Origin of the sequence: Mogibacterium kristiansenii (assembly GCF_009695905.1) — a bacterium.
In the GTDB taxonomy this organism is placed as follows: Bacteria; Bacillota; Clostridia; order Peptostreptococcales; family Anaerovoracaceae; genus Mogibacterium_A; species Mogibacterium_A kristiansenii.
The window spans coordinates 92,864-107,653 of record NZ_VUNA01000005.1 but is presented as its reverse complement, the minus strand read 5'-3'; the positions used below and the strand labels follow the sequence as shown (position 1 = coordinate 107,653).

The 14,790-nt window shown below is 40.6% G+C and carries 12 protein-coding genes; all 12 read right to left on the bottom strand.

Annotated elements, in window-relative coordinates; genetic code table 11:
- Positions 1-84: 84 nt before the first annotated feature.
- Complete coding sequence (locus tag FYJ65_RS03825) at positions 85-1,047, bottom strand: ornithine cyclodeaminase (protein WP_154554033.1); 963 nt, start codon at positions 1,045-1,047, stop codon at positions 85-87.
- Between the two features lie 15 nt (positions 1,048-1,062).
- A complete protein-coding gene (locus FYJ65_RS03820; protein ID WP_154554032.1) occupies positions 1,063-2,211 on the bottom strand; it encodes a LicD family protein in 1,149 nt (382 codons plus the stop codon).
- A 64-nt stretch (positions 2,212-2,275) separates the two neighbouring features.
- Complete coding sequence (locus FYJ65_RS03815) at positions 2,276-3,913, bottom strand: LicD family protein (RefSeq protein ID WP_154554031.1); 1,638 nt, start codon at positions 3,911-3,913, stop codon at positions 2,276-2,278.
- A gap of 29 nt (positions 3,914-3,942) precedes the next feature.
- The gene (locus FYJ65_RS03810) at positions 3,943-5,016 is read right to left on the bottom strand and encodes a pyridoxal-phosphate-dependent aminotransferase family protein (protein WP_154554030.1); all 1,074 of its coding nucleotides are present in this window, start codon (positions 5,014-5,016) and stop codon (positions 3,943-3,945) included.
- The gene (locus FYJ65_RS03805) at positions 5,009-5,950 is read right to left on the bottom strand and encodes a hypothetical protein (RefSeq protein ID WP_154554029.1); all 942 of its coding nucleotides are present in this window, start codon (positions 5,948-5,950) and stop codon (positions 5,009-5,011) included. The genes FYJ65_RS03810 and FYJ65_RS03805 overlap by 8 nt, the downstream gene beginning before the upstream one ends.
- Positions 5,947-7,599, bottom strand: a complete 1,653-nt coding sequence (locus tag FYJ65_RS03800; RefSeq protein WP_154554028.1) for a LicD family protein — start codon at positions 7,597-7,599, stop codon at positions 5,947-5,949. Before FYJ65_RS03800 ends, FYJ65_RS03805 begins: the two co-directional genes overlap by 4 nt.
- 22 nt (positions 7,600-7,621) lie before the next feature.
- Positions 7,622-8,929 (bottom strand): adenylyltransferase/cytidyltransferase family protein, encoded by a 1,308-nt coding sequence (locus FYJ65_RS03795; protein ID WP_288796106.1) that lies wholly within the window; start codon positions 8,927-8,929, stop codon positions 7,622-7,624.
- Positions 8,930-9,079: 150 nt separating this feature from the next.
- Positions 9,080-9,739: an ABC transporter ATP-binding protein gene (locus tag FYJ65_RS03790; protein WP_330650642.1), complete on the bottom strand. Its 660-nt coding sequence runs from the start codon at positions 9,737-9,739 to the stop codon at positions 9,080-9,082.
- A gap of 95 nt (positions 9,740-9,834) precedes the next feature.
- Positions 9,835-10,617, bottom strand: a complete 783-nt coding sequence (locus tag FYJ65_RS03785; RefSeq protein ID WP_154554026.1) for an ABC transporter permease — start codon at positions 10,615-10,617, stop codon at positions 9,835-9,837.
- 96 nt (positions 10,618-10,713) lie between these two features.
- Positions 10,714-11,904, bottom strand: coding sequence for a glycosyltransferase (locus FYJ65_RS03780; RefSeq protein ID WP_206157302.1), 1,191 nt, complete (start codon positions 11,902-11,904; stop codon positions 10,714-10,716).
- Between the two features lie 36 nt (positions 11,905-11,940).
- Positions 11,941-13,500 carry an LTA synthase family protein gene (locus FYJ65_RS03775; protein WP_206157301.1) on the bottom strand — a complete coding sequence of 520 codons (1,560 nt, stop codon included), beginning with the start codon at positions 13,498-13,500 and terminating at the stop codon, positions 11,941-11,943.
- Between the two features lie 55 nt (positions 13,501-13,555).
- A complete protein-coding gene (locus FYJ65_RS03770) occupies positions 13,556-14,785 on the bottom strand; it encodes an alginate O-acetyltransferase AlgX-related protein (RefSeq protein WP_154554023.1) in 1,230 nt (409 codons plus the stop codon).
- Positions 14,786-14,790 lie beyond the last annotated feature (5 nt).

The following is a 14,790-nucleotide window of genomic DNA, read 5'->3' as shown; positions in this document are numbered from 1 at the left end:
ATCTTAATATATACCAAGTTATGATAACACTTTTTTACATCATATTCAACAGTCTCTTCCATGTATTATTAAAGAAAACTCTTATTACATAAAGAACTTTTCTTTACAATAATGATACTCAATGTTCTGTTCTGTGCCGTTTGCATGATTATACAGCTGTGCGGCGAAGTACAAGTCATGGATTGCCAATCCGTAATTATACACCAATATCCGTTCCGTATCATTCTCTCTTCCCGGAGCCGTTCCGTTTAAGACGTCCGTCGTGTTTTCAATACTCTTGAACTGATCGAAGTATTTAAACCCTCTAATCTGGTCAATATCATCCGCAAACACCTTATCGAAGAACAGATCACAGTTCTGGAAACCCAGAGTCATAATTGGAATTACGGTACAGCCCTCTTTGTAACAATCATCGGACACGAAATTTTCCGTTACGCGTGTCACTGCAGAAATAATCAGATCGGAATCGCGAATTGTTTCCTCATATGTATCGCAAAGCTCAAAAGTGATATTGGTAAACTTCGAGAAACGTTCCATGAACCGTTTTTCGTGATCGTGATATTTATACAGCTTAAAAGTAACCTCTCTGTCCTGAATCTGAGACATCAGCACATCGATGCATGCAAACATGATGTTTCCAAGTCCCAATAATCCGACGGTTTTGAAATCTTTCTTTGCGTACATCATTGCAGAATGAGCGGCTGCGGCACCGGTACGAAGTGTAGTGATATATTCGCAATCCATCAATGCCTTAAGTACACCGGTGTCTGCTTCATACAGCATCAAATCGCTCATCATCGTAGAACGCTGCTCACCTTCCTTCAATAGGTGGCGGCCGATCATCTTTGCCATTACCAAATTGTCTTTTTCGTACATGCACGGCATACTCGCATAATAATCCCCATGATCCTGCCCGATTCTTGTTTTAACAGGCATAACAAACTGCTCTTTTTCCTTTAAGGCAAAATCTACCCACTGATAGAATAGCTCCGACGGAAGCTCATTTCCCAATGCTTTACATGTCTCAAAATCAAAAATCTTAATCATTTTGACCCCTTTCTGTTACTTTCCCGCAAAAATATCCACTTTTCTCAGCTCCTGAAGTCTTGCCAGAAGTTCAACCTCTCCCTCGCGTTCAAGATACGAATCGATTTCTCTTTCGGCTTGTTCGTTTAATCGGAAAGTCAAATTCATTTCTTCATACTTCTTTAAAGACTTCACGACCTGTTTTATCAAAGAATCACTTGCATTTTTCTGTTTTGAGAGCAGTCGTTCATAGTACACCTGCTCTTTGGTCATGAATACCAACTGTTTCAACGATTCAATATTCGCATATTCATCTTTTACCTTCGCTCGTTCATACTGAATCTTATCCACACGTTGGTTATATTCTTTTTCAACGCCTGACGCCTTCAGCAACCTTAAGGATTCCTCAAAAGGTTTCTCTGTGGAGATGATGTGTTTCAAAGGATGGCTGCACTCCTTCTCTTTCCAATCTTCACCTACCACGCTCATCAAATACTGTTCAGTTTCGTTTGGCAGGAAAACACTTACACCTTCTTCCAATTCATATTTCCGACAATTGTCAATCCATTTCACCGGAACAACATACTTATTTATTGCTACCTCACTGTACTTGCATAGGTCCTTCCATGTATCAATTCCACGGATTTTATACCGTTCATCATACATTTTTTTCGCAATTCGCTCAGCACCAATCAAACTTGCAGGCCCATATACCACTGATTTCGCAATCCGCTTAACGGGATTGCCGGAAATGTGTTCTTTTGCATTTCGCTCATTTACGCCCTTGAAGAATTTCCGAACAATTCTATACGATTTCGTTTTTTCCGGTATCATTTTCTTTTCAATCGTTGCATAGGCATCAATATAGTATACGTTCAAATGAATTCCGTGATTGTATAACTTTTCCTCGTGGCCCAAACGAATCGATGTTGTATCTATTGCGCCATAGGTAAAATGATTCTCACTGTAGATCGGATTGTTGATTACCCATTCAACATATCGTTTCGAGTTTTTCTGTCCGATCAACTCTGTCGCCAGTTGTTCCGCTTCTCCCTGAACCATCGCAAGAGAAAGCGTCCACGGACCATCTTTTAATGTGTGGTTCTTATACGCATTCATTGCAGAAAAACCCACGAGAAAGTATTGAAAGCCTTTATCTCTGCAAATTTCATCAATTTCCTTCAATAGCTGTTTCTGCACATCATATATATTTTTCACTGCTTTACCTCTGTCTTTACAACATCTCTATTTATTTTCGAAGATCATATTCTTCTTCAATTCGTTCCAACCCAACGCTTTCCTTTGCCTTCTCCCAAATAATACCGTTTCTGGTTAAATGGATTGCACGATTATATAAGTCTTCTGCCTTTTCTTTTTCTCCCAACTTTAATTCCGACTCTGCCAGATATGCCATAACCTCACCGTCTTCCGGATAAATCTGATTCCATTTCTCCGCACGGGTCTTCTGTTGCTGCCAGTCCAACTCGCTTTCGGCAAGCCGGTCATTCAACCACAGCTCGGCACGACCGTAATCCAGCAGCTCCTTCCATTCCGATTTCGCTTCGCGAAGGAGTTCTTTAATGCGATCTACATCATCATAATCGTATATCGCAATCGAAAGATCTCTGCAATAATCTATTAATTCCTGTACTTCCAGCAGCTTTTCGGAAAGAGGTTCATTCTGCTTTCGTATATTTAAATACTTCTGTGCTTCGAAATATCGACCCTGTTGAATGGCCGTCATCAAAATGTAGTACATACATTCGTCCGAAATATTGTAATACACATTATATTTTCTGGCATACTGATTCATCTGGTTCTGAGTATAATCCCGATAAATATTTCTTACCGCACCATAAGCCTTTGCGTTATAGTTATCTCGAATGTCGTCCAGTTTTTCTTCCAGCTCATTCTTTATTGTATCTCGAATAATCAGAGCTTGCGCTTCCACAGCCAGCTTCTCTCGCTCTCTTCGAAGGCAAAAAACACTCAAACTGTTGTTCTTATTCTTTCGGTACGACTGCAACATTTTTTCCTTGTCCACATACGGCTGGTAGCGTTTCGTATATTCTTCATACGGAATTTCAATATCCTGCAAAGCATTGTGAACGACCTGATCTTCCACTTCCGGAACATACATCCAACTGTCCCCGTATGCATCTCTCAGAATTCCTTCCGCGTGTTCGCCAACGGGAAACATTCTTCCTTCAAATAACTCCGGACGACTTTTTCCGAAATCCGCATGCTGATAGATCAATGTCTGAATACCCCAACGCATGCACATCTCTTTGGACTCGGATTCAACACAGCTGTGCAATTTAGCATCCAAATCCTTCAGAACCGCGTTCAAACTCTCTTTTTCTGCGACAGCATATAATTTCTTATATTCCTTTGCATGCTCTCTGAAATCTTCGATGGATAAGCTTTTGTTTACAACAAAATAAGGGGAGATTAATTCCGTATACATACGAAGATTCTTCAAGAATTCTGCTTTTTCCTGCTCTTCGTTCGGCATCGGATCCATAATAAGGAACTCCACATGCTGACCGCACGCACGACCAGGCAGCATCTGAGAAGAGTATATCGCCGTTGTAGAAGTATCCACATATCTTGGAATCGGATTGGAATAGTACGGCGTATTCTCTGCATACACCAGTTCCCGATTCGGTGGCAACTCAACTTTTCCGGACTCTACCGCATCCCGAAGCTTCGCCCAGTTATCCCTTGTAATATATAAATCCATATCATCGTCCCACGGGAGGAAACGATGATTTCTCACAACCCCCAGTGCTGTGCCGCCGGCCAAGAAATATTGAATATCCTGACTTTTACAGAGCTCGTCAATTTCGCAAAGAAGTTGATAAAGATTTTTTTGTATTGTATTCAAAAGTTACTCCCATCCTTTCGTATGCTTGGTTAAATAAGTCCTCTTTTCTTCATATCCTCCAGTGCATGAATCAATGCATCGTTGTCCGCTTCAGTGAGATATCCGATATGTCCCACACGGAATAATGTGTCCGCAAGATCACCGCCATTCGGGCAAACCCAGATTTCGTATTCATCCTTAAGTGTTGTAAAAATATCATACGCCGATGCTGTGGTTGGATGAAGCGGAGTTACCGCATTGGATAAGGATTCCGACATGATTTCAAACGGCAATTCTTTGATCTTCGTTCTGAAATCTTCTGCAAGCGTCGCGATTCGCTTAATTTCGCTCTCTACGCCTCCCTGTGCCTCGATTTCCTTCAGTCGTTCATTGATTTGAATAAGAATTGCAACCGCCGGAGTGAACGGTGTCTGCCCGCGTTCTCCGTTTTTCAATGCATCCTGCAAATCAAAATACATGGACTTAACCTTATTTCTCTCAATTCGCTCAATGGCTTCCGGCGAAAGAACGATTACCGAAATACCCGGAGGGCACGCTAACGCTTTCTGCGAGCCGGTAATCATCGCCCCCACATGCTGTTCTTTTACGTTAATCGGATTTGCCAAAAATGCACTGATCGCATCTACCAGTAAGAAGATATCGTTCTTCTTGCAGAATTCGCTGATCATATCAATATCGTACAGCACTCCCGTCGATGTTTCGTGCATATTCACCAAAAATCCGGTGAATCCCATTCCGTCATATTTATAGAGTTCCTCCCTTGTAAGGGTCTTTCCTTTTTCCAAAGCAATTACTTCATGCGGAACATCATGAATTTCGCAAAGCTGCACAAAACGATTTCCGAAACTTCCTCCGTTTACAACCAACACCTTATCTTCCGATGTAAAAAGATTCATCACACAGGCCTCCATGGATGCAGTTCCGGAACCGGTTATGAATACGACACGGCTGTCATCGGAAGCTTTAGCGAATTTCTTCATCAGCTTCTCATTTTCTTTCATCAAATCAGAAAATTCCGGTGTGCGGAAGTACGGTACTTGTTCTGCACCAATACTTCTGACCTTTTCACTGGACTGTACCGGACCTACTGTAAAATTAATCATTTTCCTCTTCCTTTCCACGCCAACCAATCTCTCTCGTGTAAAAATTCTCCCAAGAACTTTTGAATGGCGCATTTACTTTGTTATAGTCATTCTTTTTCTTTCTTCTGGAATCAACTGCCTCAGATAATTCATTCCCAAGCGTATTCATATCCGCTTCATCGAAAAACATTTTGTATGAAATTCCGGAATTACTCAAATAATTTAGATAATCTTTATTGTAATTCTTGTCTTTCCAGTTACGTCCATGCAATACATTGGCGTATTCATCGAGGTTCTTCGGTACGCATACCGAAATTCCATCGAGATCAACAGTAACTAAATCATCCCAGAAATTTGTATCGAATTTGAGCTTCTTCCTGAAATTAAAAGACCAGGTAAAGCATTTATTTCCGGATGAATTTCTTTGTTCCTTCATCAATCGACGCTTTAAATAATTCAAAATCATCTTTGGTTTTTTCTTAAAGACAAATCGCAGAATTCTATTTTCCAAATTCTGTTTTTTCGCCTTTGACCCAATCTGCTGAATCCATCCGTTCATTAAGAAATTGCTTATTTTTGTGAATCGCGTCTGATCGAATACCGGTTTAATAAGAACTCTCACTCCGTGATATTTGCAATTTTTGTCGTACCTTATGTCATAATACATCGTATCCGTTGCAACATAGGAAAAACAAATATCTTTTATGTTTTCGTTATCGAAAAACCATTCGGCGTTCCGATTTTCGGATACCTGTTTTTTAAGTTCCTCTGCCAGGATGCACAAATCGTAAAAAGGCATTGACACTTCACCACGAGGAGCCTCTCGACGAATTTCCTTTTGTACGGCAGGCATTATTAAGAACTCTCCGGAAAGGCAGCACCGCAATTTTTTTTCATTGCAAATTCTGAAAATTTCACATAGGAGTTCCAACACCACATCTCTATTACATCTCACGCTATCTCTCCATCCTCCTCAAGCATCTCTCTGATTGCAAGGCGCATCATTCCATTTCGACTATTTTTGTAGAATTCTTCCAAATGCTTCGTTGCAGAATCCGTATCCCCCAATAAGTATTCCACCCTTCCGCGATAAAACAGAAAATCGGATTGTTGCGGATACTCATCCTGCAAATTTATAACACGCTGCAGCAACGCATTCAAATCCTGCACTTCATAAGTTCCCACACACCATCTTATGTCCGCAAGCCGGTAACATTCTTGATCGACCGCATACCTGTACATTACAGCACATTCAAGTTCTTTTTTTGCCGATTGGAAATCTTTTACATCCATATATGCATTGGCGTTTCGAATTGCGGTTGCAAATGCTCGGTACTCCGATATCCTCGAACTTTCTGAACTTTCTGCTTGCTTTAAATCTTTTGTCCAATCCAAAATCTTGGAAAAACGTTTGAAATCACCGGTATTCAGCAATGTACATAGGATTCTCTCCAAATATTCATCGCCGATATCTAAATACCGATTCCATCGACGAAACAGATCCGAGAACTGTGCATCTAACCAAGGATTGAGAATTTCCAGCATCTCATTATATTTTTCTTCTCGTTCTAGTTCCATCAACTCGCTCATCGCATTCTTACTCTCAAAATAATGCTTCAGCGAATTTATCATTCTCATCTGAGACAACTTGACGAGATTCATTTCAGAATAAAACATCGCCAGAGCTGCCCTTTTTCGTTCCGGATAAAGAGGCCACAAATTCTCGAATTCGTCTTCACTCTCCATATATTCCAAATAGGAGTGGTTCATGTCTAATTTCACATTATGCTGAATCTGGTTTTCGTTCTGCGGGATAATTGCCCAGTCGTCTCCGAAGGCAATCCTGAAAATATTCTCCGCCTTGCTCGCAACCGGCAGCAACGTTTTTTCAAACTCCACCCTTCTAGGTTTTCCAAAAGCTTGAATCGGGTAGATAAAGAACTCTCCGCCCCAACTCAAGATATAGTCTTCTGCATTTTCCTCTTCGATGGAAAACAACGTTTCTTCCAATTCATGCAGCACCTGCTCACAGCCAATCTTATCGCACCGCTTCAAATATTTGTCATAGAGATCGAAATCTATCCACTTTCCGTTCTTTTCGGATGCATTGCGATAGGTAAGGCACAGCAATTCACAATATATCCAAAAAAGAGTCAGCCACGAATTCTTTTCCTCTGCATCCGTCGGTATCGGATCCAAGATAAAAAGCTCCAAGAATTGACCTTTCGGTGCGTCGTCTGCCAAACGCGTCAAAGTTACCGCAGTTGAAGATGTGTCGATACATCGTGCGTACGGATTTCGATATCGGGAAAAGTTTTCATTGTTGGCCAATACGAAATCATCAGAAAAAAATGCTTTCTGCACGCTACACAGTTTCTGATATTCTCTTCGGGTTATGTAGAGATCTACATCATCATCCCAAGGAAGAAAACCCTTGTGTCGAATTGCGCCCAGCGCAGTTCCGCCACCAAGATAGTACGTTATATTAAATTCCTCACATCGTTCGTCGAACTTCTTTAATAATTCCAAGAGCTTATCCTGCCCCTCGTTCCGTTGATGCGGTTTTTCTAAAAAACTGTTATGCATACTCTTACCACCGTGCATTTTAAAAACATCCTGTGAATAATTATTGTAACTCTATTCTATTCAAAACATCAAGTACCACTTCTGATTCATTCGGAAGAATTCGCGCAACATCAGAATTCTTGGATTTAATTTCTTGAAGAATAGCCTGAATGAGATACCGGAATCCGTTTCCTTCGAAATTGGAGCTGTAATGTTTTGTACGATCGTCTCCTTGGTTCTTGTACTTGAAATATCCCATTCTCCACCAATCATCCGGAACAAAGATTTCGCCCTTTGTTCCAAGAATCTTCAGGCCGCAATCCAACTCCATATCCATCCCCACTTCTGCGGTGGCTACGGTGTTCTCATAATTCAACGTAATCAATCCATAATTGATGTTTCCTTCGGTATCTTTTATGGTTTTAACGTTTATCGATTCAATATCTGCGCCTAATATCTTCGTAATCGCACAGACCGGATAGTATGCCAAATCAACGAAGTCATATCCGCATTTATGGTCAAACATGCTCCTGGAGATAGAGCATTTGATGCTGATCAAATCTCCAATTTCATTTCCTTTCGCCATCCAGAGCAGTTGCCCAAAGGCGTGTTGATATAAGGTCAGTACGTTCTCCATAACGACTGTCTCGTTCTGCGCGGAAAGCTTACGGATTTCTTCTTCCTGACGCTTATCCATCGTGTACGGCATATCCACAATTACATGTTTGCCGTTCTGCACCGCCTGTTTAACGTAATCGTAACGTTTCTCTCGTGGCAACTTAATGTAAACAATGTTCACATCTTCCAGAAACTTCTCGTAGTCACTGAACCCACCATTTAATTCATGATACTCTGCAAACCGCTGTGCTAATGCTTCATCCTCTGCAAAAACACTTTCTACGTGAATGCCACTTACAACTTTCGGTTCAATTACCGCCTCATTGTCGTACATTTCATCCGTAGCAATACCGTAGCGATAAATACTCAAAGTCTTCTCTCGAAGCTGAGTGCTGGATATATTTTTCGTTCGCTCTAAATAACAGATTTGACAATATTTGCCGATATGATCGAATTTGCCTTTCCAATCGGAACCGATTGCAAAAATATCCACGTGATATTTAATGATATCCGGAATCTTTTGTCCCAAATACTCCTCTACAATAATCTTATCGGCAAAACCGGTTTTCCGAACATTTTCAATACGCGTTGCCAAACTATCCTGAACGGACAGCTTGCCTCGTTCCGCATCGTAGGTTTCTCCCGTCACCCCGACAATCAGATAGTCTCCCAATTCTTTTGCTCTCTTTAATATGTTGTAATGACCTTCGTGGAATAAATCGAAAGTACCGTACGTTATCACTGTTTTCACTGTAGTTTCCTCCTCATTCTCAGAAACCGATATACAAAGTCATAATAATTTTACCATCTTATTTTTATATGTTCAATCTAAATAAATCATTAATAATACTGTCTTTTTTTTATCAAAAGGAGGTGGCAATCTGCCACCTCCCTGAAAATCCTATTTCTTTTTTTTGGACTTCATAAACTCCATATATCTTGGCAGTATTTCTTCCGGGTCTCCCTGCTCGATTACTTCGCCGTCATTTAACCACAGAACTTCGTCGCACAATTCCTCAATAGTACTTAAACTGTGGGAAACAATAACAACCGTCCGAGTCTCATCCGAGATGAGTTCTTTCATTTTGTTGTAACTCTTCTCTTTAAACCGCTGATCGCCGACACTCAACACTTCATCAATAAGCATGATGTCTGTTTCCAGAATCGCCGTAATTGCAAATGCCAGTTTCGAATACATGCCGGAAGAATAAGTTTTTACCGGACGATCGATGAACTTGCCGATATCTGCAAAATCAGTAATTTCTTTTTCCTTCTCTGCAATCTGTTCTTCTGAAAATCCCAGCAGCATTCCGGAAAGATAGATATTCTCACGACCGGTCAGCTTTTTATTGAAACCAACACCAATGGAGAGTAATGACACTCGTCTTCCGTGTAAGTCAATGGTACCCTCATCCGGAGAAAAGATTCCGGCAATTGCACGGAGCATTGTAGACTTTCCGCTTCCGTTCTTTCCGATAATTCCAAGGATTTTTCCTTCTTCCAAATCAAAACTAACACCCTTTAGTGCTTCGAAGATTTCTACCTTATCTTTCAAGCGCATCCAACTGGATCGAATGGAAGTTTTCTTTAGTCCCCTGTAGAAGATATGTAAATTCCTTACGGATAAAGCAATTTTTTTCTCGTTACTACTCATAGTTAAATCACCTTCGCATAACTGTTTTCGTTCTTGTGAATCAAATGGATACCAATCGCATTAAGAATCAATGCGATAATTAACCAAGCAGCCAGCCATTTAAAACTTGGAAGCTGGTTGTACAGCATCGTCCGCCGAAACTCATTCATTATCATGGCAATTGGGTTTACTCGAAGAAGCACAAAGCACAACGTACCTGCCAAACGTTCATTGATATTATAGAACACACCGGATAAGTAAAATACCATTCTCAGAAATACGTTAATCAAGTTGGAAAGGTCATTCACCGTAACACCGTAGTTCATCAATATCATACCGATGCCGAAGGTCAATACATACAAGATAATCGTAATCGGAATGAAAAACAGAATGTGCCACGATAAATGAACACCTTGTGCAAACATTAAACAAAACGTAATTACCATGGAAATTCCCATTTTAAATAAATAAGTATAGGATTTCGCTAACAATAAAATGTATTTTGGAATATATACTTTCTTCACCAAATCCCGATTACTTACAATCAATCGAACGCTGCCCTTTACCATTCTGTTAAAGAAGTCCCATGCGGTTAATCCAATGAACACGAATGAAGCAAAATACGGCGTTTTGTTATGAAATACGTAGCCGAAAATAAAGGTATAAATCAGCATGAAACATACCGGTTCAATAATCCACCAAAGCCAATTCAGGTACGAATCTGCTACCTCACTTTTCAATTCTGCCTTTGCACTTCGAATCGCATATTTATGATACTTTCTGATATTAGAAAAGAATTTATTCATACGTCCACCTTTTAAATAATTTCATAATAAACCATTTAATTCTATCCTATAATAGCAGTTTTTTCAACCATCATTTATAATTCGTCAGCTGAATGCTTATTTAAATTGTTTTTTTAAGAATGAAAACGGTCCCACAATTACCTTTCCAATGCGGAAGGTGATTGATTTTTTTATGCTTTCAATCTCCTGATTTCGCTTCTTTATTTGTTGGTTTTTTTCTTGTACCGTTTTCCGAACGTTTTCCAGTTCACGGCTTTGAACACTCAGCTCCTTTTCAAGCTCTAATGCTTTATCCTTTTGTGTTCTTACCCTTTCCTTTAATCCTTCGCACTGCAGATATTTTGCTGCGTACGGTTCCACAAGTGCTCTAAATAATATTTCTTCCACCGGTGAAAGTCTCTTCAGAAATTCCTCCTGTTCCACCTCCGGTAACTGTCGAAACGCTTTTGATGCAAAGAGATACCGTCGACGAAGCTCGTGACTGACAACACTTCGATCTTCCTCTTCCGACACATCGTTCATTGCTTGTTCGATTCTCTGTATCATCGGTTCTATTCCCTTAAATGCACCATAACAACGCTCTACAGTTGGCGGACGGTGTTCGATGGAATTATCGCGAATCCGTCGCTGAGCTAACACTTCTTTACAAGCAATGGCTCTTTTTGCATGCAGCAAAACCGCAAAGGTATATGGAGCATCCTCAAAAACAATATCTTCCGGGAAGAGGATATTGTTGCGCCTTAAGAAATCCCGATTTGCAACCTGAGCAAAGACATTAACATTGTATTCTTTCTGGCTTTTAAACTGCCTCATCAACTCTATCCCTGTAACAGGAACAGCCGTATAGTCACCTCTTCTCATTACTTCTTCCGTTCGATTCTTGTGCCATTTTTCTGCAGCAATCTCATCTTCAAAAAAGTTCATGTATGTGGCGAACAACACGTCCAATTTCTGTTCTCTACATTTTTCAATTAATTCAGATAATACCTCCGGTTCATAAAAATCATCACTGTCCAAATATGCAATGTATTCCCCGGTTGCCTCCCGAATTCCCCTGTTTCTTGCAGCGCCCACTCCGGCATTTTCTTGATGAATTGCTTTAACCGAATCGTATTTTTTCGCATATTCATCGATAATGCCGGCAGATCCATCTGTAGAACCATCATTCACAAGAATCAATTCCACTTCAATTCTCGATTGATTCAGAACACTTTGAATCCCTTGCTCAATGTATTCCTCACTATTGTATATCGGAATAATTACACTTACATCGTATTCCTTGTTCACTTCATTCTCCTTTTTCAGATAATCTGACAAAACATCCTATTCGAAATTCTCATGATAAAACCGAGAATTCTTTCCCATTTCCAGATTGAATGCTTCGTATCCCATCTCTTCTGACAGAGTTTTCTTTTTCGAGAACAAATTTGTCCCCAACCCCAGTCGTTCCCCTTCTATGGAATAACCCATAGAGGACAGAATTGTTGGAAAAAGATCCATCGTTACAGCGGTTCGCTTTCGATCAATTTTTCGATATGGCGATACCGAATTGATGAATACATCAATCGCTTCCCGATTCACCTTATCCACATCTTCTACAAGCTTTTTATCCATTCGTGGATGATCCCCTACGATGACGATAGTGGTGTTTTTGTAGAAATCTTGCATCTTACACCAATCTACGAAATTCTGTACTTGTTGATCCGCACAGGCGACCACATTCGCCGTTTTGCTTCCGTTCCCCCGCGGACACTTTGAACATCGATAACCTCCAACATGATGCGTATCTACCGTCAAGAGAGTGCAGTTAAACGGTTTACCTTTATCCGCAAGCTTACGGATTTCGTCTTTTGCTGCTTCATATGTCCGATAATCTTCCATTCCCCACCATACTTTGTAATCCTTATCAATATAGCCGGCATCGATGGCTGAATAGTAATCGAAGATTTTATAATTTCCATGCTCTTGGAACAGCTTCTTTTTCCGACCGAAAGCAGAGTCCGAGCCGCAAATAAATTCCTGGTTGTAGCCCTTCTTTTCCAGGATATCCCCTAAGGTGGTGACACCCTTTGCAAATTTTCCTTTATCCGAATCGTTCCCAATATTTTTATTCATTCCAATATTAAAAGCAAATGGAATTCCGGAAGAAGAGGCTAACAAGGATGCCGTTGTCCAAGTAGTTCCGTATGGATTATGAGTTCCGGCCATTCCCTTACGATCCCCGAAAGTGATGTTCTGCCTCTGGAGATTATACAGATTCGGCATTAAATTCCGCTCTTGATAACCGCCCAAATCTTTTGAGGCATAAGTAGTTTCCATACTTTCCATATATATGATGATAACATTTCGCTTTTGCTTCCGTGTGTTCTCAATCTGAACAGATGTGGGATCCACGTACTTTTCATCGTATATATTTGTGTACATCAGTTTGGAGCGGAGAAAGTCCGACACCTCCAATACCTGATCTGCATACAGGTACACCGGTTTTGCTAAAAAAATACAAATCAGCAGAATCGTAGCGTGATAAACGCATTGCAGTGCAACCCCCCACTTGCTTCGCACCCATCGGTACTTCAGCTTTGTTTCTTTTGTTTCATGCCTTGACGTTTCCCCTTGAACATCGTGTCGTCCCTTGGATTCATCCACCCGAACTTTTCTTAGTCCCACTCTTCGGAACAAAATCAAGTCTGCCGTGATAAGCAGAAGCACAATGATTGTTGCCTTAATCAAATCCGGTCGGCATTCCTGAAGCGCCTCGCTCATAAAGCTAGTGTCAGCTCCGGTCAGCCCTAGGTTAAAGGTGTACACGATTTCACGGAATCTCGTACCGAATGTAACATCATACCAATCCGTCAATGTCCGGCCTGCTACAACAAAATACAACAATAACGCTATAATTCCGTAGTAGAGAGCATAAAAAAATGATTTTATTGTCGTCCTAATTATTTTCTTCATTTACAACCTTGTCGAAAGTGTATTGTTCCTCGGTAATGCTGCTTGGATTGTAGGCCACTATCACCGTATCAATATCCGGATGTCTCCGGATATAATCATATACTGATTTTGTCTTGTACAACCTCAAATCCAATGTTGTGATATTTTTCGTATAAAGCGCCAAGTACGGCATCAGTGTACATGAAAAAGAATCCCGAATTAACAGGATGTTTCTCCGATTCGGTGCACTTTCATTCGTTACCTGTTCCTTGTTATGATCTCCATCGCAATACGCTGCATAGGTGTTCACCTTGAAAGGATCATTTTTCAAATTATTGGATTCGATAAAAGCAGTTTCAAAATCTCCGGTTCGATCGATGGAATCTTCTTGTCGCGGAACCCTGTAGCGAATCGTATTTTCAAATATCGGAATCGGCGTATTAAAATCATCTTTTCCCGCATATGCACTGCCAATTTTCTTCCCAATGGCACCAAGAAATAGATTCGAATGATACTCCATCCGATAATTGTTCGAATTTCGATACTCCGGATAATCTTTCCACTCCGAATCCACTTGAGATAATTTCTTGGAAAGTTCTCCCGCCGCCCACAGTGCGGTCTCCGGCTTCCAGTGTTGATCGGTTCTAAAAAAACTTTCCTCAGTTTCTATATTCTTATCCTTCATTATATCCCGAAAATCCATTGTTTGCACGGATTTTGATAAAAGAATTTCCATGATTCCATCCGCGTTACGATTTCCGTAATCCGGAACTCCTGTCGGATATTCTCCATCTCTCTGCACCTTGTACGGAAGCTCCACATAGAGAAATTTCATTCCATAACTTTCTGCAAATTGAGAAAGATTCACTACATTATTGGCATACTTTTTCAATTCTTCATCAGAATCTTTGTTTTGGCTGTACATCAGCATTCCGTTTTTCAAAAGATACCAGTCCTTCTCCAAATCACCGGTTTTCCCCATTCCTTTTTGAAACAAACCGTTTAGATTAATCCATTGATTTCGATTTGCCAAGTTCAGCGTAATCGTGTTAGAGATTTCTTCCAAGGACGCCTTGTTGAAACCGGTTATTTGACCGCCGCTGCCCAATGCCTCCGTCTGAGGCTGATGATTATTTTCCGTACCATTGATGGAATCCCATACATTCATTCCGGTGCGAACCCCGAAGAACAGCAGAAAACAAAGAAATATCACCGTAATGATTCGATTTCTCATGATTT

Coding starts and splice junctions, on each gene's coding strand:
- FYJ65_RS03825 (WP_154554033.1), bottom strand. CDS start 1,047: ATGATTAAGATTTTTGATTTTGAGACATGTAAAGCATTGGGAAATGAG.
- FYJ65_RS03810 (WP_154554030.1), bottom strand. CDS start 5,016: ATGATTAATTTTACAGTAGGTCCGGTACAGTCCAGTGAAAAGGTCAGA.
- FYJ65_RS03800 (WP_154554028.1), bottom strand. CDS start 7,599: ATGCACGGTGGTAAGAGTATGCATAACAGTTTTTTAGAAAAACCGCAT.
- FYJ65_RS03790 (WP_330650642.1), bottom strand. CDS start 9,739: ATGCGCTTGAAAGATAAGGTAGAAATCTTCGAAGCACTAAAGGGTGTT.
- FYJ65_RS03785 (WP_154554026.1), bottom strand. CDS start 10,617: ATGAATAAATTCTTTTCTAATATCAGAAAGTATCATAAATATGCGATT.
- FYJ65_RS03770 (WP_154554023.1), bottom strand. CDS start 14,785: ATGAGAAATCGAATCATTACGGTGATATTTCTTTGTTTTCTGCTGTTC.